The sequence below is a fragment of the Variovorax sp. 10N420 genome (assembly GCF_056394705.1).
This window is the reverse complement of the sequence record NZ_JBFTIJ010000005.1, coordinates 324,764-349,144: the sequence shown is the minus strand read 5'-3', so window position 1 is coordinate 349,144 and position 24,381 is coordinate 324,764. Positions and strand designations below refer to the sequence as shown.

The 24,381-nt window shown below is 62.9% G+C and carries 16 protein-coding genes; 15 read left to right on the top strand and 1 reads right to left on the bottom strand.

Annotated elements, in window-relative coordinates; all coding sequences use genetic code 11:
• The first annotated feature begins 20 nt into the window (after positions 1-20).
• The 13 genes from AC1DEK_RS15510 to AC1DEK_RS15450 all read left to right on the top strand — a co-directional run bounded on the left by AC1DEK_RS15510 (position 21) and on the right by AC1DEK_RS15450 (position 19,916).
• On the top strand, positions 21-980 hold the full coding sequence (locus AC1DEK_RS15510; RefSeq protein ID WP_478126136.1) for a Bug family tripartite tricarboxylate transporter substrate binding protein: 960 nt from the start codon (positions 21-23) through the stop codon (positions 978-980).
• 21 nt (positions 981-1,001) lie between these two features.
• Complete coding sequence (locus AC1DEK_RS15505; RefSeq protein WP_478126135.1) at positions 1,002-2,798, top strand: CocE/NonD family hydrolase; 1,797 nt, start codon at positions 1,002-1,004, stop codon at positions 2,796-2,798.
• Between the two features lie 32 nt (positions 2,799-2,830).
• Positions 2,831-3,679, top strand: coding sequence for a helix-turn-helix transcriptional regulator (locus AC1DEK_RS15500; protein ID WP_478126134.1), 849 nt, complete (start codon positions 2,831-2,833; stop codon positions 3,677-3,679).
• Between the two features lie 81 nt (positions 3,680-3,760).
• Positions 3,761-4,930 carry an acyl-CoA dehydrogenase family protein gene (locus AC1DEK_RS15495; protein WP_478126133.1) on the top strand — a complete coding sequence of 390 codons (1,170 nt, stop codon included), beginning with the start codon at positions 3,761-3,763 and terminating at the stop codon, positions 4,928-4,930.
• A gap of 11 nt (positions 4,931-4,941) precedes the next feature.
• Positions 4,942-5,742 carry a TIGR03084 family metal-binding protein gene (locus tag AC1DEK_RS15490; RefSeq protein ID WP_478126132.1) on the top strand — a complete coding sequence of 267 codons (801 nt, stop codon included), beginning with the start codon at positions 4,942-4,944 and terminating at the stop codon, positions 5,740-5,742.
• Between the two features lie 7 nt (positions 5,743-5,749).
• Positions 5,750-6,643 (top strand): phosphatidylglycerol lysyltransferase domain-containing protein, encoded by an 894-nt coding sequence (locus tag AC1DEK_RS15485; RefSeq protein WP_478126131.1) that lies wholly within the window; start codon positions 5,750-5,752, stop codon positions 6,641-6,643.
• A gap of 113 nt (positions 6,644-6,756) precedes the next feature.
• Positions 6,757-8,376, top strand: a complete 1,620-nt coding sequence (locus AC1DEK_RS15480; RefSeq protein ID WP_478126130.1) for an acyl-CoA carboxylase subunit beta — start codon at positions 6,757-6,759, stop codon at positions 8,374-8,376.
• Positions 8,377-8,405: 29 nt separating this feature from the next.
• The gene (locus tag AC1DEK_RS15475; protein WP_478126326.1) at positions 8,406-10,394 is read left to right on the top strand and encodes an acetyl/propionyl/methylcrotonyl-CoA carboxylase subunit alpha; all 1,989 of its coding nucleotides are present in this window, start codon (positions 8,406-8,408) and stop codon (positions 10,392-10,394) included.
• Positions 10,391-11,239, top strand: coding sequence for an enoyl-CoA hydratase/isomerase family protein (locus tag AC1DEK_RS15470; RefSeq protein ID WP_478126129.1), 849 nt, complete (start codon positions 10,391-10,393; stop codon positions 11,237-11,239). Before AC1DEK_RS15475 ends, AC1DEK_RS15470 begins: the two co-directional genes overlap by 4 nt.
• 2 nt (positions 11,240-11,241) lie before the next feature.
• The gene (locus AC1DEK_RS15465) at positions 11,242-13,050 is read left to right on the top strand and encodes an acyclic terpene utilization AtuA family protein (protein ID WP_478126128.1); all 1,809 of its coding nucleotides are present in this window, start codon (positions 11,242-11,244) and stop codon (positions 13,048-13,050) included.
• 93 nt (positions 13,051-13,143) lie between these two features.
• Complete coding sequence (locus tag AC1DEK_RS15460) at positions 13,144-14,580, top strand: MFS transporter (RefSeq protein WP_478126127.1); 1,437 nt, start codon at positions 13,144-13,146, stop codon at positions 14,578-14,580.
• Positions 14,581-14,651: 71 nt separating this feature from the next.
• Positions 14,652-16,382, top strand: coding sequence for an IlvD/Edd family dehydratase (locus AC1DEK_RS15455; protein WP_478126126.1), 1,731 nt, complete (start codon positions 14,652-14,654; stop codon positions 16,380-16,382).
• 21 nt (positions 16,383-16,403) lie between these two features.
• The gene (locus AC1DEK_RS15450; protein ID WP_478126125.1) at positions 16,404-19,916 is read left to right on the top strand and encodes an indolepyruvate ferredoxin oxidoreductase family protein; all 3,513 of its coding nucleotides are present in this window, start codon (positions 16,404-16,406) and stop codon (positions 19,914-19,916) included.
• A 208-nt stretch (positions 19,917-20,124) separates the two neighbouring features.
• Here the strand turns inward: AC1DEK_RS15450 and AC1DEK_RS15445 are convergent, their stop codons facing one another.
• Positions 20,125-21,015, bottom strand: a complete 891-nt coding sequence (locus AC1DEK_RS15445) for a LysR family transcriptional regulator (protein ID WP_478126124.1) — start codon at positions 21,013-21,015, stop codon at positions 20,125-20,127.
• Between the two features lie 339 nt (positions 21,016-21,354).
• Between AC1DEK_RS15445 and AC1DEK_RS15440 the strand changes: the two genes are divergently transcribed.
• Both AC1DEK_RS15440 and AC1DEK_RS15435 read left to right on the top strand, forming a co-directional pair.
• Positions 21,355-23,013 carry a thiamine pyrophosphate-binding protein gene (locus AC1DEK_RS15440; RefSeq protein ID WP_478126123.1) on the top strand — a complete coding sequence of 553 codons (1,659 nt, stop codon included), beginning with the start codon at positions 21,355-21,357 and terminating at the stop codon, positions 23,011-23,013.
• 70 nt (positions 23,014-23,083) lie between these two features.
• Positions 23,084-24,247: an acyl-CoA dehydrogenase family protein gene (locus AC1DEK_RS15435; RefSeq protein WP_478126122.1), complete on the top strand. Its 1,164-nt coding sequence runs from the start codon at positions 23,084-23,086 to the stop codon at positions 24,245-24,247.
• Positions 24,248-24,381 lie beyond the last annotated feature (134 nt).

Below are 24,381 nucleotides of genomic sequence, written 5' to 3'. Positions count from 1 at the left end.
ACCACATCCGGAGACAAGCGATGAAGATCAATCGCAGAACGCTGATCAGCGCAGTACTCGGCAGCGCATTGCCCGCCATGGCCCAAACCAGCAAGTCGGACGTCCTGCGGATTGTCGTTCCCTTTCCCGCGGGATCCGGAATGGATGTCACCGGCCGGCTGATGGCGCACACCCTCGAAACCACGAGCGGTCGCCCCATCATCATCGACAACAAGCCCGGTGCGGGAGCGGTGATCGGATCGTTGGATGTGTCACGGTCGAAGCCGGATGGAACCACGGTGCTGCTGAACTCCGCGGGCCATACGACCAATGCGGCGCTCTACAAGAACCTGCCCTTCGATTCGAAGGCAGACTTCACGCCCATCACCCGGCTGGCCGTCTACTCTGGATGGGCATTGCTCGTCGGCGCGAATTCTCGCTTCAAGACCCTGCAGCAGTTCGTCGATGCCGCGAAGGCGTCCCCGGGGAAATTCACGATCGCCAACTCGGGCCTAGGCAATCCCACTCACATCATGGCCTCGCTCTTTTGCAAGAACGTCGGCGTGGAGTTGGTTCACGTCCCTTACAAGGGCGCGCCAAGCAACGACCTGATCTCAGGCGTCGTCGACTGCACTTTTCTTGCACCGGTCGCCGCGCAGGGCTGGATTCAAGCCAAGCAGATGCGGGCGCTTGGACTCTCGGGAGATGCGCGCTCGCCGATCATCCCCGACACACGCACCTTCACCGAGTTCGGGTTGGACGTGCCCGACATTCCTGCCTGGTCGGGCATATGGGGCCCGAAGGACATGAGCGAAGCTGCTGTCAGTTCGCTCTATGCCATGTTCGTCAAGCTCGGGCAGGACCCCAAGTATCAGCAGTACATCAAGGAAGGCGGCGGCGTGGTCGAGATGATGCCGCCGCGCGACTTCAAGGCCTATGTCGATTCGGAAATCGACCGCTTCCGAAAGATCCTGCCGCCATTGGGAATCCAGATCAGTTGAGTTTCAGAAGGAAAGATCAGAATGAGTCAATCGAACCCGAACCGCGCCTGCGCCGACAACGCGCTTTCCAACGACATGCCCGAGGCGGTGTACGCCGATGGCATGCGCATCCTCTGGGATGTGCCGATTCCGATGAGCGACGGCATCGTCCTGCGTGCAGATGTTTTTCTCCCGCAGGCACCTGGCCGCTATGCGGCACTGATTTCCTACGGAGCCTATGGCAAGGGCGTGCCCATGCAGGTGGGCTACAAGAGTGCGTATGACCGCATGGTGCGCGACTTCCCCGACATCGCCGAAGGCTCGTCGAACAAGTACATGAACTGGGAAGTCGTCGATCCCGAGAAGTGGGTGCCTGACGGCTTTATCTGCATCCGGGTCGACAGTCGTGGAGCAGGCCGCTCGCCGGGCGTACTCGACCCCACTTCGGAGCAAGAAACACGAGACTTGTACGAATGCATCGAATGGGCGGCGACACAGCCCTGGAGCAACGGCAAGATCGGGATGAACGGCATTTCCTACTACGCGACCAACCAGTGGTACGTTGCAGCGCTGCGGCCTCCGCATCTCGCCGCCATCTGCGTATGGGAAGGCTTCGTCGACCGCTATCGGGACGCCGCGCGGCATGGCGGAATCTATTCGCAATTCGGCGAAGGCTGGTATGAGCGTCAGGTGCTGCGGATACAGCACGGCTATGGCGAGCGTGGCGCGCGCAATCCGAACAACGGTGAGCTGGTCTGCGGTCCAGAAACGTTGTCGGATGAGGAACTGACTGCAAAGCGTGCCCCAAAGATGTCCAACGAGTCACTGAACCGCCCGCTGGACGACGAGTTCTATGCCGGGCGCAAACCTGACGTCAGCCGCATCCAGGTGCCTCTGCTGTCGGCCGCAAACTGGGGTGGCATGGGTGTTCACCCGCGCGGCAACTTCGAAGGCTATGTGGGGGCGGGCTCCAGCCAGAAATGGTTGGAGGTGCATGGCAACAGCCACTTCAGTCCCTTCTACCGCGCCGAGGGCGTCGCATTGCAGAAGCGCTTCCTCGGACACTTCCTGCAAGGCAAGGACACGGGCTGGGACCGCCAGCCGCCGGTGCAGTTGCAGATTCGTCGGCCGGGGGAGCACTTCACGATCCGCGACGAACAGGAATGGCCGCTGGCCCGCACGCAGTGGACCAGGTATTACCTGGAGCCCGCCACCCGCACTCTGGGCACCACACCGAGCACCGGCGCCAGCATCTCCTACAAGACCACGGACAACGGGATCAGCTTCACCTTGCCTCCTGCTGCCGAAGAGATGGAGATCACCGGCCCCGTGGCCGTCAGGCTGGTGGTGTCTTCCCGCACTGTCGATGCCGACATCTTCCTGGCGCTGCGGCTGTTCGCCCCGGACGGCAAAGAAGTCCTGTTCGTTGGCTCCAACGATCCGCGCGTGCCGATCGCACTGGGCTGGCTGCGTGCCTCGCATCGCAAGTTGGACAAGGCGAAGTCGCTCCCGTATCGCCCCTACCACACGCACGACGAGGTGCAGCCGCTTGTACCTGGCGAGCCAGTCGTACTCGATATCGAGATCCTGCCGACCAGCATCGTGGTGCCTCCGGGCTACACGCTGGCTCTCAACATTCGAGGCTGTGACTACGACCACGGGCTGGGCGACGCCGGCTTCTCAGACCAGCCGTACCCGATGACGGGCGTCGGTCCGTTCCGCCACGCGCATCCACAAGATCGGCCGCCGGAGATCTTCGGCGGCGAGAACACGCTTCACTTCGACAAGGGCAACGAGCCTTTCATTCTGCTGCCCATCATTCCTCTAAAGGGTGCCTGAGCAATCTCGATCGAAAAGGGTGTGAATGCGAAATGAGAGACTCCATCGAACCCAGAGACAGCTTCATCGCGGCGGCAAACGACAACGCGTTCGTTCCGCAGAGCTGCACGAGCGCCGACCGTGTCATGTGGATCACGACGGATCGCCTCTTCTACGCTGGGCTTCTTGGCTCCCGGAGCATGCACACACAAGGTGCCATCATTGCGTACGTCGCGATCGATGGTCGCCTGAGCGTGCGGCTCGAGGGGGGTGAATGGCAATCGACCGAAGTCGCGATCGTGCAGCCGTACGTCCCTTACGAGATCGCTTGCGAAGGCCGCAACGTGCTCAACGTGTTGATCGAGCCGGAGACGGTCGACATGGGCAAGCTGCCGGCCCTGCTGCGCCGTTGCGGCGCGGTGCATGCACCGGAGTTCGCCGCGCACGTTCGCGACGTGCATCGCCGACTCGCTTCGCAGGGGGGCGCGCCAGATCTGCGCCCGTCCGACTTCGACCCGGCCTTTTTTGGCGAGCCGCTGCCGACACGCCCACTGGACCGGCGCATCGCGACGGCATTGGAGACCATCCGGAACGACCCCTCGGGTGCTGTCCCCTCCGATGAGTGCGCTTCGCGCGTGAACCTGTCTTTCTCGCGCTTTCGGCATCTGTTCAAGGAAGAGGTGGGCATCCCGATTCGTAACGTGCGTGCCTGGAAACGGGCCCGCAGCCTGCTTCACTACGTGCACACTGGCTCCAGCCTGGTGCACGTCGCGCTCGACATCGGCTATCCCGATTCGACGCACTTCAGCCATTCGATCCGCCAGGCGTATGGACTCAAGCCCAAGGACATCATCGCGGGATCCCGCAAGCTGCGCATCATCGCGCAGGCGCCTGCGCTCTAGTTAGTGGTCCTCGGCAAGACGCCGAACACACCAGCCGCTCTGCGCAAGACGGGCATGTCGCGCCGCACGAAGATGCGGCTCATGATTGAAACACGCGCCCTTCCTCACTACTTCAGCGCCGAGCACGAAAGCTTCCGGTCAACACTGCGCGAATTCGTCGATCGGGAGATCGTCCCTTTCGCCAACGACTGGGACGAGTCGGAGACGTTCCCTCGTGATCTCTATCGCAAGTTCGGCGCGCTGGGCGCGCTCGGCATCGGCTATGACGAAGCGCTCGGCGGCACGCCCGCCGACATCTTCTACTACCTCGTCACGATCGAAGAGGTGGCACGCGCGGGTTGTGGCGGGGTGCAGGCCTCGCTGCTTTCGCACACTATCGGACTGCCACCCGTGGACGCACATGGCAGTGAAGCGCTCAAGCGGCGGGTCGTGCCGCCCGTGCTGGCCGGTGAAAAGATCGCCGCGCTGGCCGTCACCGAACCGGGCGGCGGATCCGATGTCGCATCGCTCAGATGCACCGCGCATCGAGACGGTGAGCACTATGTGCTGAACGGCGAGAAGACCTTCATCACGTCCGGCATGCGTGCCGACTTCATCACGGTCGCCGTGCGTACCGATCCGGGTTCCAAGGGCGCCAGTGGCGTGTCGGCCCTGCTGGTGGATGGCGATTCGCCTGGGCTGACACGCACGCCGCTGAAGAAGATGGGCTGGTGGTGCTCCGACACCGCCCACCTGCACTTCGAGAATGTGCGCGTACCGGTTGGCAATCTTCTGGGCACCGAGCACCAGGGTTTCAAGGTATTCATGACCAACTTCAACAGCGAGCGGCTGTCGATGTCGGCTGCCGCCTGTGCCTTCGCCCAGGCCTGCCTCGACGAGGCGCTGGCATGGGCGCGTGACCGGGTAACGTTCGGACAGCCGCTGTCCCAGCGGCAAGTCATCCGCCACAAACTTGTAGACATGGCGTTGAAGATCGACGCCGCCCGCACACTGGTCTATGAGCTGGCGTGGAGACTTGAGCACCGGCATGGTGATCCGGAGCAACTGGTGGCCCGGGCCTGCATGGCGAAGATCCTCTCGACGCAGGCTATGCAGTTCTGCGCCGACCAGGCAGTCCAGATCCTTGGCGGCATGGGTTACATGCGTGGCACCCGCTCCGAGCGCATTTATCGCGAGGCGAAGGTGATGATGATCGGCGGCGGCTCCGAGGAAATCCTCAAGGATCTGGCGGCCCGGCAACTTGGCATTTAGAGGTCGCCACCATGAATGAATTGAGCGCCGACCTCGTGGTGGAACACCGCAATCTCGCGGACCTTTGCGAGTCCTTGTCTCTCGAACAATGGCACCAGCCCACCGAATTTCATGCATGGACGCCGTGGGACGAGGTAGCGCACCTGCTGTTCTTCGACGAGACCGCACTGCGGGCAGTCAGCGATGCGGCGACCTTCGAAGCCGACCGGGCCGCACTATCGCGCGAGCTCGGGACCGGCAATGAAATCAGCACCATCGCCCGACGCCGCTATGGCCATCTGGATGGAGTTTCTCTATTGGCGCAATGGCGCCAGCGCCATGAAGCCTTGGCGACCGCCCTCGCCGATCTGGACGCGAAGTCCCGGCTTCCCTGGTATGGCCCGACGATGAGCGCCCGATCGTTCGCAACCGCTCGGCTGATGGAAATCTGGGCGCACGGTCAGGACATCTGGGACATGCTCGGACGCGAGCGGAGACAAGGCCCTGGTCTCAAGCACATCGCGCATCTCGGCGTGACGACCTACGGCTGGACATTCATCAATCGAAAGCTCGAAGTCCCTCAGCCCACGCCCTATGTCGAGTTGCAGGCGCCCGGCGGCGAGCGTTGGGTGTGGGGCGAGCCCTCCGACGAGCAGTGGGTGCGAGGGCCGGCACTCGACTTCGTTCTGCTCGTGACGCAACGGCGCAATCGCGCGGACACACGATTGACGTGGACCGGAGAATCGGCGGATCGATGGACCCAACTGGCGCAGTGTTTCGCCGGCGAACCCGCGGACGGGCCGGCACCGGGCGCGCGGACCTCGCAACGATGAGTTGGTCGTGGCTTGCTCCGAAGGCGTCGAGCTGACTCTGGCGCTCGCCCCGCGCATCGCTCCACTGCTCGCCCAACGCACCGAAGGCTTGGCCGAACGCACCCCAGCCGACCTCACTTTCGGCAACCTCTGGCTCTTTCGTCATGCCCACCAGTGGCTCTGGCATGACGCTCCATGGCCGTACATCAGTGGTGTGACCTACGACGGACAGCGACTGGCATTGCCGCTGTTCGACCTGCGGAGTGCACCGACTGAGGTCTTGCGCGCCCTGGTGATCCAACATGGCGCGCTTTTTCCCTTGTGCGAGCGCGAAGCTGAAGTTGTTCGCGAAGCCGGCTTCGAATTGGCACAGCACCGCGACGACGCGGACTACGTCTATGGTGCGCAGCAGTTCCACGGCTATCGAGGGCGCTTGCTCCGAAACAAGGCCAACTTGATGTCGCAACTTCTGGCGACGCACGAAATTGACGCCGAACCCTATGGCGCCCGACAGCGCGATGCCGCCCTGAGCGTGCTCGATGGCTGGATGCAGGACAAGAGCAAGGCCCCAGGCGATGCGGACGAAGCCGCCTGCAGAGAAGCCCTCTCGCTCGCGCCTGAGCTGCAACTCATGGGCTTCCTGTACCGCGCAAACGGACAACCGGCCGGCTTCCTGCTGGCTGAAGCCCTACAGGAGGGCGTCTGGGCAGTGCGGTTTGCCAAGGGATTGACGCGCTTCAAGGGAATCGCCCAATACATGTTCCACCACTTCGCGGCCAGTGGAAGTTCCGGTGACGGGCCTGCCGTGGACTGGCTCAACTTCGAGCAGGACCTGGGGCTGGCCAATTTCCGGCAAACCAAGACGAGCTACAGGCCAGCCTTTCTGCTTCCGAAATGGCGTGTCCTGGCGTCCAGGTCCTAGTCCGGATCTCGATGCATGTCGCGGCGCCGGATCAACCGCTTTGCGCAAGATTGCGCGAACTGTTGAGCCTACGCTGACGAGGTCGCCGCAACTGATCCTTGAACCAAGCAGCCATGCCTCAAATCGAATCCACTGTCTCCACAAGCGCTTCTGCCTACACGACCAATCGCAACCACATGCTCGGACTTATCGAGCAACTGCGCGTGTATGAACGCCGCACGCATGAGAAGTCCGCCGCCTCGCGCGAACGCTTCGAGAAGCGCCAGCAGCTGTTGCCGCGCGAACGCCTCTCGCTGCTGCTGGATCCCGGCGCTCCATTTCTCGAGTTGTCCACTCTCGCAGGCTTGGGCCTTGACACGGCTGAACTTGGCAGGAGCGTTCCCGGTGGCGGCGTGATTGCTGGCATCGGCTTCGTCAGCGGCATCCGATGCATGGTCTGCGCCAATGACTCGGGCATCGACGCAGGCGCGCTGCAGCCCATGGGCCTGGACAAGCAACTCCGTATCCAGGAGATCGCGCTGGAGAACAAGCTGCCCTACGTCCAGTTGGTGGAAAGCGCGGGCGCTAACCTCATGCAGTACCGCGTCGAGGAGTTCGTGCGCGGTGGCAATGTCTTCCGCAACCTGGCACGCCTGTCGGCGGCAGGATTGCCGGTAGTGACCGTCACGCACGGGTCCTCGACTGCGGGCGGCGCGTATCAAACCGGCTTGTCGGACTACATCATCCTGGTTCGCGGACGCTCGCGGGCATTTCTGGCAGGCCCCCCACTGCTCAAGGCAGCGACGGGCGAGGTCGCGACGGAAGAGGAACTGGGCGGCGCCGTGATGCACACGTCTGTATCGGGCCTCGGTGACTACCTGGCGGAGGACGATCGGGACGGCCTGCGCATCGCCCGCGAGATCCTGGGGAAGATTGATTGGAACCGTGGCATGCCGCCGGAGCGGACGCGTACGCACAAGGCGCCGCGCTACGACGTTGAGGAACTGCTGGGGATCATGCCAGCGGACCCCAAGCGACCCGTGGACATGAAGCAGGTGATCGCGCGCATCGCCGACGATTCCGAGTTCCTGGAGTTCGGCCCCGAGTACGGCAGCGCCACTGTATGCGGGCACTTCAAGATCGAGGGCTTTCCCGTCGGCGTGATTACAAACAACGGCCCCATCGATCCAGCCGGTGCGTCCAAGGCCACACACTTCATCCAGGCCTGCTGCCAATCCCGCACACCGATCCTCTATCTGAACAACACGACGGGCTTCATGGTGGGCCGTTCCTACGAAGAGGCCGGCATCATCAAGCACGGCTCCAAGATGATTCAGGCCGTGACCAGTGCAACGGTGCCGCAGGTCACGATCTACTGTGGCGCGTCATACGGCGCAGGCAACTACGCAATGTGTGGTCGAGGCTTCCACCCGCGCTTTTGCTTCAGCTGGCCCAACGCCAAGACGGCCGTGATGGGCGGCGAGCAAGCTGCGCAGACGATGCGGATCGTTAGCGAAGCCGGCATGCGTCGCAAGGGGCATGTAGACGAGGCAAAGCTGGACGAGATGTCGGACCGCATTGTCAACCGCTTTGACAGTCAGATGAGCGTGTTCACCACCAGTGCGCACCTGCTGGATGACGGCGTGATCGATCCCCGCAATACCCGCGCCGTGCTGGCCAACGTGCTTGCGATTTGCCGCGAGGCCGAGGATCGAACCCCGCAGGCCATGCAGTTCTCGGTCGCTCGTCCGTGATCGACTCCATGACCAATCGCTACAACTCCATGAACGCTCCTACGCCCTTCTCAAAGATTCTCATCGCCAATCGAGGCGAAATCGCATTGCGTGTGATCCGAAGTGCGCATGCGCTTGGCTATCGAACGGTGGCCGTGTACTCCACGGCGGACGCCCAGTCAGCCCACGTCATGGCAGCAGACCAGGCGGTCTGCGTTGGGGAACCGCTCCCGGCGCAGTCCTACCTGCGCATTCCCGCCATCATCGACGCTGCTCGAATCAGCGGCGCCGACGCCGTGCACCCCGGCTACGGTTTCCTCGCGGAGAACGAAGACTTTGCGGCTGCCTCCCGCGATGCAGGCCTGGTCTTCATCGGCCCGTCGCCTGAGGCGATCCGCGCCATGGGCGACAAGGCAGGCGCCAAAAGTCTCATGATCGACGCCGGCGTCCCATGCATACCCGGATACCAGGGAGAAGACCAGAGCGAACAGCGCCTGTCAGAAGAAGCCGCCCGCATCGGCTATCCAGTCATGATCAAGGCAACAGCCGGCGGCGGGGGCCGTGGCATGAGGCTGGTGCAGTCGGGCGTTGAATTCGCCGACCTGCTTCGAAGTGCCCAGTCCGAAGCGATGAACGCATTCGGCGATTCCACTGTCATTCTGGAGCGGGCAATCGTCGAGCCGCGGCACATCGAGATTCAGGTCTTCGCTGACCGGCATGGCAATGCGGTGCATCTGGGCGAGCGGGACTGCTCCGTGCAGCGTCGGCACCAGAAAGTGATCGAGGAGGCACCGTCTCCGGTAGTGAACGCGGAACTGCGTTCGCGCATGGGTGCCACCGCTGTTGCAGCCGTCAAGGCCATCGCCTACGAAGGGGCGGGCACGCTGGAGTTTCTGCTGGATCGTGAAGGCAACTACTATTTCATGGAGATGAACACGCGGCTCCAGGTGGAGCACCCGGTGACCGAAGCTATCACCGGGCTGGACCTGGTGGAGTGGCAGTTGCGCGTGGCGGCGGGTGAGGCCCTCCCCCTCTCCCAGGACGAGATCCGCTTCTCCGGCCATGCCATAGAGGTGCGCTTGTGTGCTGAGGACGTGCGAGCCGGCTTCATGCCCCAGAGCGGGACGATGCGCCGTTGGGAAGTGCCCCAAGGGCTGCGCGTGGAGCATGGCCTGCGCTCGGTCACGTCGATCCCGCCCTTCTACGATTCCATGATTGCCAAGCTGATCGCGTACGGGACGACGCGAGACGGTGCTCGTCGCCGCTTGATGCGCGGCATTGAAGATACCGTGGCGCTGGGTGTGCGGACGAACCAGGAATTCTTGGCGCGTTGTCTGTCGCACCCCGTTTTCGCCGCTGGCGGAGCAACCACCGCATTCATCGCCCAGCACGAATCGGATTTGGTGCCGATCGACGCGAAGGCCATCGAGAGAGCGGCCCTAATTGGCGCCTGGCTGCTGCAAGAGACGGGGGAACATGCCCAACATGACGCAAGCAGTCGCGGCCTGACCCACACGCTGCCGCTCGGAGTGCGTTTCGCGCTTGATGGCTCGCAACTTGTGGCGAGCATCTCGCAGATTCAGCCGTGGCGCTTCAAGCTCGTGTTCGAAGGGAAGGAGCACGTACTTGAATCGGTTTGTGTCGGTGAAAACGAAGCGCGATTCCTCCTCGACGGCGTGATGGAGAGCGTTGCGTATGACCGCGATGGCGCCACCCTCTGGTTTCGCCACGCGGGTCGACCGCACGAATTGGAGGACCAAACGCGCGCCGCGGCTTCGCGCAAAGACGCAGGTGAAGGCGATGGGCGCGTGCGGGCGTCCATGAATGGCCGGGTCGTGTCCATGCTCGCGGCGGTGGGCGACAGGGTTGTTACAGGGCAGCCTCTACTGGCTCTTGAAGCGATGAAGATGGAGCACATCCACAGTGCCCCAGTGCAAGGTGTAGTTACAGCCGTTCTCGTCAGCATTGACGAGCAGGTGCAGGCGAAGGCATTGGTCGTCGAGATCCAGCCGGATGAAGTGCAAGGAGCCGAGAAATGAGCAATTGGTCGCTTCCCGACGCAGAGGTCCTCCATGACAAGCGCGAGCGGTCGTTCTGGATCACCATCAACCGCCCTGACAAGCGAAACGCCATTCACGCGGGCGTCATCGCCGGCATTCGGGAAGGTTTGCGCGCTGCGCACGCCGATCCCGAGGTAAGGGCCATCGTCTTGACGGGCGCCGGCGAGAAGGCGTTTTGCGCCGGCGCCGACCTGCGGCCGGGCGAGGGGTTCGCGCTCGATCTCTCGCGCCCTAACGGCGACTACGCTGACCTGATGCGTGAGGCTCAAAGTGCCACATTGCCGATCGTGATTCGGGTGAACGGCATTTGCATGGCTGGCGGCATGGGGCTGCTGTGCATGGCCGACATGGCTGTAGCCGCCGACCACGCGCTGTTCGGCCTGCCTGAAGTGAAGGTCGGATTGTTTCCAATGCAGGTGCTCAGCCTGCTGCAGGACTTGGTTCCGATGCGGATCGTTCGCGAATGGACGCTTACGGGCGAGCCGTTCGCGGCGGAAGAGGCGCGCCAGGCCGGGTTGGTCAATCACGTTGTCCCCTTGGCCGATCTTGACGCCAAGACACAGTGGCTCATCGCCCGCATCGTCGACAAGTCGCCCGCGGCGATCCGAAGGGGAAAGTACGCGATGCGCGCAATCTCGGCCATGTCGTTCGACCAAGCGATTGCGTACGCTGAGAACCAGATTGCGTTGATGCCGATGACTGACGATGCCCGCGAAGGCATGGCCGCCTTCAACGAGAAGCGGAAACCAAATTGGACAGAACCCTGGAGAGCTTCGGCCCCGAGTCAGCTGGGGAATCGACTCAACAAGAGCAAGGAGACCTGAGCATGGCCGGCAAGATAGTCAGGATCGGCGGAGCCTCCGGGTTCTGGGGCGACAGTATGGTGGGCGCACCGCAGTTGGTGGCGTCCGGGGGGGTCGACTACCTGGTCTTCGACTACCTGGCCGAAACCACAATGGCCATCCTGGCCGCCGCGCGTGCGAAGAAGCCGGAAATGGGCTACGCGACGGACTTTGTCGACACCGCAATGCGCCAGGTGCTTCCAGAGATCATGACGCGCGGAATCAAGGTCATCGCCAACGCCGGAGGCATCAACCCGCAAGGTTGCGCGCATGCGCTCCAGGCGCTCGCCGCATCAATGGGCTTGTCGCCGCGTATCGCGGTCGTGGAGGGCGATGACGTGAGTGGCCTCATGTCAACACTGCGCGAAGAGGGCGTGCGCGACATGTTCATCGATGAAGCGCTGCCGCCGCGTGTGCTGAGCGCCAATGCCTACCTGGGTGCATTCCCTGTGGCGTCCGCGCTGGCCGCAGGGGCCGACATCGTGATCACGGGGCGTGGCGTCGACAGTGCCGTGACGCTGGGCGCGCTGATCCACGAATTTGGTTGGACACCCGAGGACTACGATCACCTGGCCAGTGGAAGCTTGGCGGGCCATATCATCGAGTGCGGTTGCCAGGCCACCGGGGGCCTGTTCACGGATTGGCAGAGCGTTCCCGATTGGGCTCACATCGGCTATCCCATCATTGAGTGCGCCGATGACGGCAGCTTCGAGTTGACCAAGGCCGCAGGAACCGGCGGGCTGATCGGTCGGGCCTGCGTTGTCGAGCAGATGCTCTATGAGATCGGTGATCCCGGTGCCTACCTGCTCCCGGATGTCGGCTGTGACTTCCGGCACGTCACAGTCGAGCAAGTTTCGTCGGAGCGCGTGCGCGTCAGCGGTGCGCGGGGGCGCGCACCGACCAGCACGTACAAGGTGTCCGCTACGCAGCTCGACGGCTATCGATGTGTCGGAATGATGGCGATCGTGGGCATCGACGCATGGGCCAAGGCTCGTCGTACCGGCGAAGCGATCATCGATCGCACGCGGGGCATCTTCAAGCAGATCGGCCTGGCCGACTACGCCAACGTGCAGATCGAATTGTTCGGTTGCGAATCGCTCTATGGAGCGAATGCGCGTACGCGTGCCTCTCGCGAAGTGATGGTTCGCGTGGTGGTCGATCATGCGGACAAGAAGGCCCTGGAGATCTTCGCCCGTGAGATCGCGCCGTCAGGCACGTCTTGGTCGCCAGGCACAACGATGCCGGCCGGCGGTCGCCCCTCGCCCTCCGCACTCATCAAGCCTCTTTCCTTCTTGCTCGACAAGGCCCGCGTGCCTGTTCGGGTTTGCTTGGACGGCGCGACGATCGAAAGCAGCGCACCAACCGCTTCCACATCGGATCCTCGCTCCGCCTCTCAGGCTCCGCCGCTCGCCAGCCCCGCTGCATGGACCGATCCCGTGGACGAGGCTCAAGTGGAAGTTCCACTTGTTCGGCTGGCGTGGGCACGTAGCGGCGACAAGGGGAACATCTCCAATATTGGCGTCATCGCTCGGAAGCCTGAGTGGATTGCACTGTTGTGGGCTCGCTTGACGCCCGAGGCGGTGAGGGACTACTTCGCCCACCAGGTGAAGGGTCACGTCGAACGCTTTTACCTGCCGGGCACGGCTTCACTGAATCTGGTGATGCACGACGCCCTTGCCGGAGGAGGCCCAGCCTCTGCACGTTTCGACCCATTGGGCAAGGGGAACGCGCAGATCCTCCTTGACATGCCCATCAGAGTTCCAGCCTCGATCGCCACCCAGATTAGCCTGTAACCGCAATCCAATCCAGCAAGTCAAACGTACGCTTCTCTATGCCTCGGTTCCAGCAGAAGTGGAACCATCCAGACATAGAACGGAGACGACAAGATGCCGGAGTTCATTGCGCCGAACGGAGCGCGCGCCGCCCCGGATCGCGGCACGTGCGACAACAAGATCGACCTCGGCGGGCTGCTCGACGCATCGCCGGTGCGTCACGGCCACGTCTTCACCGTGGCGATGCTGTTTCTCGTGTTGCTGATCGACGGCTACGACCTGGCGGTGACCGGCCAAATCTTGCCTGTAATTGCGTCAACGCTCGGTGTCCCAACCGCAAGCCTCACCGGCGCCTTCGCGTTGCAGCCCATGGGACAGGCGATCGGCGGCCTGCTGCTGTCGCCGCTGGCCGATCACTTCGGCCGCAAGCGCGTGCTGATCGCACTGTTGGCGTTGTTCTCGATCGCCACATTGCAAAGCGTGTTCGCCACCTCGATCACCAGCTTTGGGGTGACCCGCTTCGTCGCTGGCGTGCTGGGAGGTGGCCTGCTGCCTGCTGCCGCCAGCCTGGTTGCCGACATTTCATCTATCAAGCGGCGCTCAACGATGGTAGGCATCGTCTACGCCGGCGTGGCCGTTGGCACAGTGGGTGCCAGCGGCCTCGTGGCCTTCTCGCTCGACCGCATTGGCTGGCAGGGCATGTATGTGATCGGTGCGTTGGCACCGCTCCTGATGATCTTGCCGATCGTGCTTTTGATGCCCGAATCGCCACTGCACCTGGCCCGCACTGCCGCCCCATCGAGCGACATTCATCGTGCCCTGCGCAAGCTGAGCATTGTGGTGAAGGCCGACACCCGCTTTCGCGAACCCGCCGCCCGGCGCCTCGGCGCCCGCATCTCGATCATCGAGATCTTCAGCGACCATCGCGCAGTGTTCACCACCGTGCTCTGGTTCACCTGCATCTGCGGACAAATCAGCGTCAACCTGTTCGGCATCGGCGCGGCTTTCTTCCACGAATTCAAGGGCGTCCCGGTCGCCAGCTATGCGGCCTACGCCTCGATGGCCGGCGTGGCGTCGATCATCGCCGGACTCTCAACCGGCTTCGTGATTGATCACTTCGGGCGCTACCCTGTGACCGCTGTGTATGCGCTGCTGGGCGCACTGTCGCTGTTCGGGCTTGCCATCTTTCCCTTCGGCAGCCCGGCTTTCGTGGCGGCAATCGCCAGCGCCGGCTTCTTCATTGTCGGCACTTACCAGTCGCTCAACATCATCACGCCAATCGTCTATCCGGCCGCGCTGCGCAGCGCGGCAGTCGGTTGGAAAGGTGCTGTCTCGCGCTTCGGCAGTAGCGCTGCACCACTCATCGCCGCAGCGTTGCTGGCGCAACAGATGGGCCTGAAGGTCGCCATGTGCGCCGCAGCGGCACCGATGCTAGTGGTGGTGCTGTTGGCACCGTTGCTGGCCGTGCTGGAGCGGCGCATGCGCTCGCACGACCCTGCATCGTCGAATCGATCGACAAGCCCATCTGCGTCTGGGGGACGTGTGGCGTAAGGCTGGCCGGTAACCCCAAGCCGTCCGAGCACGAGCGACCCCCTCGATGTCATTGATAGAAAGACAAGCGTATGTCCGGTAAAGAAAAGGGCGAGCTGCGATCGCAAGCCTGGTTCAAAGGAAAAGGTGCAGAAAACTTTGCAAACCGAGGCTGGGTTCGCAGCCGGGGCGTGCCGATGGATCACTTTGACGGACGGCCCGTTGTCGGGATCTGCAACACCTGGTCTGAACTCACCCCATGCAATTCGCATTTCCGGGACTTGGCTCAACACGTTCGCGAAGGCATCCTGGAAGCGGGCGGCGTGGCCATGGAGTTCCCGGTCATCTCGCCCGGCGAGATGCTGACTCGGCCGACGGCAATGCTGCTGCGCAACCTATGCAGCATGGACGTCGAAGAGACGTTGCGCGCCAATCCGCTGGACGGGGTGGTTCTGCTGATGGGCTGCGACAAGACGACCCCGGCGCTGCTGATGGGCGCCGCCAGCGTCAACCTGCCGACCATCGGCCTGTCCGGAGGCCCCATGCTCAACGGCAGCTTCCGGGGTAGGGCCTTCGGCGTCAAGGATGCTTGGAACCTGGCGGCGGACCTGCGCGCCGGTCGTGCCAGCAACGAGGACTTCGAGGAGGCCGAGAGCTGCCTCACCCGCTCCGTGGGCGTGTGCAATGTGATGGGAACGGCTTCGACGATGGCCTCGATGGTCGAAGCGCTTGGCATCGGGCTGCCCGACAACGCGTCGATTCCCGCCGTTGATGCCAGGCGTCGAGTGCTCGCGCGCATGGCGGGCCGCCGCATCGTCGAGATGGTGCGGGAGGGTCTCACGCTGGACAAGCTGCTGACGCGCAAGGCGTTCGAGAACGCCATCGCGATCAACGCGGCCATCGGCGGGTCGACCAATGCCGTCATCCACCTCACAGCGGTGGCGCGGCGCATGGAAGTCCAGTTGGACATCGAGGACTGGCACCGGATCGGGCGCAACGTGCCTACGCTGCTCAACCTCCAGCCCTCGGGCAGCTACATGATGCAGGACTTTCATGAAGCCGGCGGCCTGCCTGTGATCATCCGCGACATGTGCGAGTCCGGCATGCTGAATGGCGATGCGCTGACCGTGACCGGCAAGACGCTCGCCGAGAACAATGCCAGCGCAACCTGCATGAACCCGGACGTGATTCACAGCGTGGCGAAGCCCTTTATGGCGAACTCGGGTGTGGCCATCCTGCGCGGCAATCTGTGCCCGAACGGCGCCGTCATCAAGCCTTCGGCAGCCGAACCGCGCCTGCTCAAGCACAAGGGGCGTGCGGTGGTGTTCGAGAACCAGGACGACCTCAATCAGCGTGTCGACGATCCCGATCTCGAGGTCGATGCGGATTCGGTCATGGTCCTCAAGAACTGTGGCCCCAAGGGATTTCCGGGCATGCCGGAGCTGGGGATGCTGCCCATCCCCGCCAAGCTGCTGAAGCAGGGCGTGACGGACATGGTCCGCATCTCGGATGCTCGCATGAGCGGTACGTCTTTCGGTGCCGTGGTACTGCACGTGTCGCCGGAGGCGGCAGTGGGTGGCGCACTCGCCTTGGTGCGTGATGGCGACCTGATCGAGCTCGACGTCGCCGCGCGGCGACTGGAGCTGCTCGTCTCTGAACCCGAGTTGCAGCAGCGCATGGCCGCATGGAGGCCGCCTGCCGCTCCGGCCAGTCGAGGCTACGTCAAGTTGTACGTCGACACCGTCAACCAGGCCCACGATGGCTGCGACCTGCAGTTCCTGGTGGGCAAGAGCGGCAGCGACGTGCCGGCCGCCCAGCACTGACCCCCGATGAGGAGAGAGATTTTGGATACCGCCCTGGCTCGCGACGTCGCAACCCTCGATGACCGCTACCGAATCAACGACGACTGGGTCTACATGACCGGCATCCAGGCGCTGGTGCGCCTGCCGCTGCAGCAGCGCGCCCGCGACGTCGCAGCTGGATGGAACACAGGCGGCTATGTCTCCGGCTACCGCGGCTCGCCATTAGGACGCTATGACATGGAGCTGTGGGCCGCCGAGAAGGCGCTCAAGGCCGCCAACGTGGTGTTCCGCCCTGGCCTCAACGAGGACCTGGCGGCCACCGCGATCTGGGGCTCGCAGTACGTCGGGACCTTTCCCGGCGCGCGCGTGGATGGTGTCTTCGGCATTTGGTACGGCAAGGGCCCGGGCGTGGACCGTTCGGGCGATGTGCTTCGTCACGCCAACCAGGCCGGCACATCGCCCAAGGGCGGCGTGCTGTGCCTGGCGGGTGATGACCACGGGGCGAAGAGTTCCTCGGTCGCCAACTTCTCCGATCCCATCTTCATGGCAGTCGGCATGCCTGTGCTCTACCCATCCAACACGCAGGAGCTGTTGGACTACGGCCTGCATGGAATTGCCATGAGCCGGTTCTCGGGTTGCTGGGTCGGCATGAAAGTTGTGACCGACGTTGTCGAAGGCGGTGGGTCGGTCTACGTCGGTGCGGACGCTCCTGCGATCACACTGCCCGAGGCGCCGAGCCGGCCCACCGACCCGTTCGGGGCGGGCTATCAGATCCGGGCTTTCGATCTGCCGCTTCCTCAGGAGGATCGGCTGTACAACCACAAGCATTCCGCGGTGATGGCCTATGCCCGAGCCAATCAGCTCAACCAGATCGTCGCCGCTCCGCACGGAGCCGGCGTCGGAGTCATCGCCGCCGGCAAGGCGTGGCAGGATGTCCTGCAGGCCCTGGGGCGTGACAGCGAGACGGCGGGCGGCGGTCATGCGCGGTTGGCCAACCTCAAGCTGTTGAAGGTCGGGTTGGTCTGGCCCCTGGATCCGCAGATCGTGCGCGAATTCGCGCATGGGCTGCACACCGTCGTGGTGGTCGAAGAGAAGCGGCCTATCCTGGAAGACCAGATACGAACCATCCTCTATGGCAGCGCGAACGCACCGCGCCTCGTGGGCAAGCAGTTCGAGGGCGGGCTGTTTGACTCGGTCCCTACAGACATCGCTTTTCCGAACGCCAACGAAATTACACCGACACGGGTGGCCGAGGTGCTGGCTCGGGTGCTGGGATTCGACCTGCCAGCGCCCGCGCAACCCGCTGGCTCATCCGTGAAGGCACCCGGACCCACACGCGTGCCCGGGTTCTGCTCAGGCTGCCCGCACAACCGCTCGACCAAGGTGCCTGAAGGCAGCCGCGCGCTGGCTGGCATCGGATGCCACAGCATGGCGCTGCTGATCAACCCGCAGCAGACCACCACGTGGTCGCATATGGGCGCCGAAGGGGTGATGTGGCTCGGCCAGCAACCCTTTACCGCCGAGCGCCATGTGTTCGCCAACATCGGCGATGGCACCCTGGCGCATTCGGGCTACCTGGCGATTCGCCAAGCGGTAGCGGCGCAGGTGCCCATCACCTACAAGGTCCTGTACAACGGCTTCGTGTCCATGACGGGTGGACAGCCGGTCGAGGGCAACCTGAGCCCGCAACAGATCCTCGCGGGCTTTGCGGCAGAGGGCATCCTCAAGATGGCGGTCGTGACGGATGAGCCGGAGCGCTATGCCGGAGTCGCGCTTCCCAAGGGCGTCGCAGTGCACCACCGCACGGCCATGGACGCTGTGCAGCGTGAATTCCGCGAATATCCTGGTGTGTCGGTGATCCTGTACGACCAGGCTTGTGCGGCGGAGAGGCGTCGGCTTCGCAAGCGCGGCAAGTTGCCTGATCCCGACCGACGCTTGTTCATCAACGCGGCCGTGTGCGAGGGCTGCGGCGATTGCGGCGTGGCGTCGAACTGCATGTCGATCGAGCCGCTGGAGACGGAGCTCGGCCGCAAGCGCCGCATCAACCAGGGAAGCTGCAACAAGGACTACTCCTGCGTGGAAGGCTTCTGCCCCAGCTTCGTCAGCGTCGAGGGCGGAAAGCCACGACGCGCCTCGGTGCGCGCCGAGGCACAGGCGGCATCGCAGCGTCCCTACACGCACGATTTGCCCGAGCCCGCCATTGCACCGCTGCAACACGCCTACAGCGCGCTGATCTGCGGCATCGGCGGCACGGGCGTGGTGACCATCGGCCAGACTTTGGCCGTGGCCGCGCATCTTGAGGGCCAATACAGCTCGAGCCTCGACGTCACCGGGTTCTCGCAGAAGTACGGCGCCGTGACCTCGCACGTGCGATTCGCACCCGAGGCTCAGATGCTGCATGCCACGCGCATTGCCGACGGCGAGGCCGATGCCTTGATCGGCTGCGACCTGGTCGTCGCGGCGTCAGACGAATCACTCTCACGGCTGCCGGCCGGTCGCGGGCGCGCAGTGGTGAGCACCGGTCTCGTGCCGACAAACGACTTCGCGCGCAACCCAGATTGGCAGCTCGACCCGAAGATGCTCATCGAACGCATCGAGGCTGCGGCGGGAAAGGCCGACCTCGTATTGCTGGATGGCGAGCGCTTGGCCACCGCACTGGTCGGCGATCCGATCGGCATCAATATGTTCATGCTAGGTCTCGCCTGGCAACGCGGGTTCATCCCGTTGAGCAGAGTGGCGATAGAGCGGGCTATCGAGCTCAACGGCGTGGCCGTTACCATGAACAAGGAAGCATTCCTCTGGGGTCGACGCGCCGCCCACGACCAACCGGCGGTCGAGCGCTACCTGAAGGCGCAGCAGCCGGCACACGTTATCACCTTTGTTCCACGACAGACCCGGGGGCTCGACCAGACCGTCGCGCACCGCATCGAGCACCTGCGCGCGCACAGCGGCCAGGTACATGTGCAAAGGTACCGGGGGTTGGTGGAGAGGGTGCGCCAACTGGAAGCCGGTATCCAAGGGGGTGATGCGCTGGCCAGGGCCGTGGCACACAACTACCACCGACTCCTAGCGACCAAGGATGAGTGGGAGGTAGCCCGCCTGTTCACGCACCCCGACTTCCGATCGGCGCTGGAGCAGGAGTTCGAGGGCCCGATCCGCCTGCGCTTTCACCTTGGGGTCTGGCCGTTCGCCCGGCAGGACCCCAATGGTGGCAAGCCCGTCAAGGGTGATGCGGGGCCCTGGGTGCTTCTGGCGATGAAGTGGATGGCGCGGATGCGTGGGCTAAGAGGGAGTTGGCTCGATCCATTCCGCAATACGGCGGAGCGCGCACTGGACCGTCAGTTGCTACTGCAGTACGAACACGACATGCAGGCTGCCCTGTCCGACTTGCGTGCTGAGACCTTGCCCGTCGTCATCAAGCTGGCCTCGCTACCTCAGACGATCCGAGGGTACGGCCACGTGCGACAGGCACAGGCCACGAAGGCGGCTGAGGTCAGAGAGAAGCTGCTGCAAGAGCTCGAGCTCGCGCGCCAGCAACTGGCCCGCGCCGCCTAACCAACGGACGATGTCATGGAACTAGACGGCGAACCGCGCGCCATCGTTGGGACGCAGGCCTACTCGATGCGGCTGACCTGTCGTAAGGAGCGGCGGGATACATGCAGCCGAGCATCTTTGCGCACGTGTCTTTGTGCGTCCGAGCCCTGTGGTGCGACTGGCCCGCGCAGTTTCAGTCAATAGACCAGTGGAGAGCGCGTACGTTGAATCACACCGGCAAGAACACCTTCTCCGCGATGCCCTGACTCACAAGCTCCTCCACAGCGACGCGAAGTGCGCGCGTTGCCAGGCTGGCAGGGCGCCCCTTGCTCCAGGCGAGCATCCGTGTGGTCTCAAGGCCGCGTACAGGAATTCCTTGCAACCCGCGCCATACATCAGATGTACCCAGCGCAGACCTTGGGACAACGGCATGACCCACCCCTAATCGCGTTAGCTCGGCAGCTGGATTGCCGCTGTGAATTTGGACAATCGGGCGCAATGCACCGTATCGCTCCTCGTAGATGCGCCGCAACCCCGGCGCGATAATGATCGGCATCTGCGGCAAATCGCGTGCTGCAATGCTCTTTCGCTTGCAAAGCGGATGGCCAACAGGGCACAGAAGCACAGCTTCCTCGCGCAAGAGAGGCTGCAACACAATGTCGTCGCGAGGCTCGACTTCCGTGACGAGTCCGAGATCCAACGTACCGATGGCCAAGCTGCGCAACATCTCGTCGGTTGTCCCTTCCGATAGCTCAAGCTGCACCTGCGGATATTGAGCGTGGAACCGCTTTACCAACGGTACGTAGAGGACGCGTCCCGCGCTGGCAGGCGCCGCTACGCGCACAGTGCCACGCATTCCGCGACTGAACGTGGCGACATCGCTTGTCGCACTCTCGACCTCCCGCAGAATGAAGCGCGCACGCTCCAACAGCAAGTGGCCGCTGTCGGTGAGCTCGACACCGGCAATGCTGCGCCGAAACAAGGCCCCCCCAACTTGATCTTCTAATCGAAGCATCTGACGACTGACCGCTGACTGCGCGATATGCAAGACCACAGCCGCGGCACTGATGCTGCCGCTGTCCGCAACGGCGACGAAGTAGCGAAGCTGGCGCAGATCCATGGGATCCTCCACTTGTAGCGTCCATGCTCATCTTAGATGGTTAGGACCTGAAATCTATGCTTTTCAGGTGTGGATTCCGTTCACACAATGCTGCCGCAGGAGACTGTCGAGGCTCTAGGCACACGTTGAGTTTTTAAGGGAGCGAGAGCGGTGCAGATGGCGGCCACCCGCTGTCCGCGCCTGGCTCGCCTAAGGCCAAGAACCAGGTTGACTCCCATCCATGACCGACGTGACGACTATTCCTAAAGCGCCTGACCCTTCTCAAGAGTTTCTCGACACGCTCCGCGGCGTCGTTGGGACGTCGAATGTTCTAGCAGACACCGACCTAAGAGGAACAACGTGAACACCAACGTCGGCGATGCCGTCGCCTGCTTTCTGGAACAAGTCGGTATCAAGACCGGCTTTGGCATCATCTCCGTTCACAACATCCCAATATTCGACGCAATTGCGCGGCGCGATCGCATTCACATGGTGATGACGCGGGGCGAAGCGGGCGCCTCGCACATGGCCGATGCATTTGCGAGAGTGACCGGAGGACTTGGCCTTCTTGTGTCAAGTACCGGGCCTGGCGTGGCCAACGCAATCGCAGGTTTGGTGGAGGCGCGTTTCGCTGGTACGCCTTTGCTGCACCTCACTGGTCAGGTCCCCAGCAAGCTGATCGACCGCAACACGGGCACCACGCACGATGCACCGGACCAGTTAGGCCTAATGCGTGCGGCCTGCAAATCAGCCTATCGCATCCGTACGCCTGAAGAAGCCTGGGGCGTATTGACACGCGCCGCGACCGAAGCTTTGACCGCACCCAAGGGACCCGTCAGCGTCGAGATCCCGATCGACCTGCAAAAAACGGTCGTCTCATTGCCCCCGCAGCTCGGCATGGACTTTCGTTTGCCAATCCCAGAACCGCTACAGCCGACAGAGGCCCAGATGGACGCTTTGGTCGATCAGGTGATGAGCGCGAAACGGCCGATGCTGTGGGTCGGCAATGGAGCGAGGCACGCCAGCGCGGAAATACAGGCACTGGTGAGCTTGGGTTTCGGGATGGTAACCAGCCATGCCGCGCGTGGCGTCGTGCCCGAAGACCATCCGATGAACTTGGGAGGCATGAATGGCACCGGCGTGCAGACCGTTCAGGACTTCTATCGAACAGTCGACCTGATGCTCGTGGTCGGTTCGCGACTGCGAGGCCAGGAGACGGTTGACAACACGACGCCGCTGCCTGAAAAGCGCATCCACATCGACATCGACCCGGCCGCCAATGGCCGCACCTACAGCAATGTGATGTTCGTGCTTGGCGATTCACGCCTCGTAATCAGTGGGCTGGTCAAGCGTCTGAAGGACCGTTTGCAGCCGAACGTCGGGTTCGCGAAGGAATTTCAAGCGATGAAGCTTCGCGCGCGGGAGGAGTTCAAGGCGACCCTTGGTCCGTATGCAAGCTTTGCCGATCAGCTCAGACGCGTGGTGCCGCGCAACGCACTTTGGGTGCGAGACATCACCGTCGCCAATTCCACCTGGGGAAACCGGCTCTATGAAGTCTACGGTCCTCGAGACGCCGTGCACCCCATCGGCGCAGGTATCGGGCAGGGGTTGCCGCTGGCCATCGGAGCGGCAGTAGCGGCGGGCGGGCGCAAGACGGTGGTGCTGCACGGCGACGCCGGCTTCATGATGCACGTTTCCGAGCTTTGGACCGCCGTCCAGGAGGGACTCGACATTCTCTTCATTGTCATGAATGACGCAGGCTATGGCGTGATCCGACACATGCAAGATGCGGCGTTCGGAGGACGACGCGTCTACGGGGATCTCATGCCGCCCGACTTCGCCAAACTGGCTGCCGCGGCGTCTGCGCGCTATGCGTGTGTGAAGTCGGCGAACGCGTTCGGCTCTACCGTGCGCGACCAACTGGAGGCGCCTGGCATCTGCATCTTGGAAGTCGACATGCAGGCCGTGGGGGAAGCACCTCCCTATTACCCGTACATGCCAACCAAGAAGGCGCCTTAGTCGGTTCGGACGAACTGGCGTGGCCTGGTCCACTCAGGTCGCGCGTACCCATCCCTAAGGAAAGTAGTGAATGAATTTTGAACTGACCCCAGAACAGGAGCAGATTCGCGACGCGATCGAGCGCGTCTGCGTCCCGTTTGATGCTGACTACTGGCTGCGCAAGGATCAGGAAGGTGGATTTCCCCACGACTTCCACCGAGCCCTCGCAGAATCGGGCTGGCTCGGCATCGCCATGCCGGAAGAGTTCGGAGGCGCCGGACTCGGTATCAGCGAAGCCGCCTTGATGATGCACACGATTGCGGCCACTGGCGCCGGGCTCTCGGGTGCATCAGCCGTTCATATGAACATCTTCGGCTTGCATCCCGCAGTTGTGTTCGGATCTACCGCTCAAAAGGCACGTTGGCTCCCTCCCTTGATCTCAGGAAAGGAGAAGGCGTGCTTTGGCGTCACCGAGCCCAACACCGGATTGAATACGCTAAAGCTCAAGACCCGCGCGATACGCCAAGGTGATCACTATGTCGTGCATGGACAGAAGGTCTGGATCAGCACGGCCAAGGTGGCCAACAAGATCTTGCTCCTGGCACGCACCACGGCGATCGAAGAATGCCAAGGGACCGACGGCTTGAGCCTGTTCTACACCGACCTTGAGCGGACCAGCATCGAGGTTCGCGAGATCGAGAAGCTCGGCCGCAAATGTGTGGATTCCAACCAAGTCTTCATTGACGGACTCCGCATTCCGGTCGAAGACCGCATAGGGGAAGAAGGCAAGGGCTTTCAATACATCCTGCATGGCCTGAATCCGGAGCGCATCCTGATTGCCAGCGAGGCCGTTGGTTTGGGACGCGCCGCGCTCAGGCGTGCAGCAGGCTATGCCAATGAACGAGAGGTTTTTGATCGTCCGATCGGCAAGAACCAGGGCGTTCAGCATCCTCTGGCGAAGTCTTGGATGGAGTTGGAAGCAGCCCACCTCATGGTTCAGAAGGCCGCTTGGCGCTACGACCGACACCTGCCATGCGGTGCCGACGCCAATAGCGCCAAGTACCTCGCCGCTGAGGCCTGTTACCACGCGTGCGAGAACGCGATCTTCACGCACGGGGGAATGGGGTATGCCAAGGAATATCACGTTGAACGCTACATGCGCGAAGCCTGGATTCCCCGCCTTGCGCCGGTGAGCCCGCAGCTCATTCTTTGCTTCATTGCAGAGAAAGTACTCGGACTTCCCAAGTCTTACTAAAAAGCTAAGGAAATTCGCGTCTGTTTACCCCCAGAGTCCCGCCCGATGACGTCTCCGCCCTATCCGGCCATTTTCTAGACTGCAGTCAGGCGGCTTCCGGCTTGTCGATCTTCGTTATTGAAATCATTCGGGGT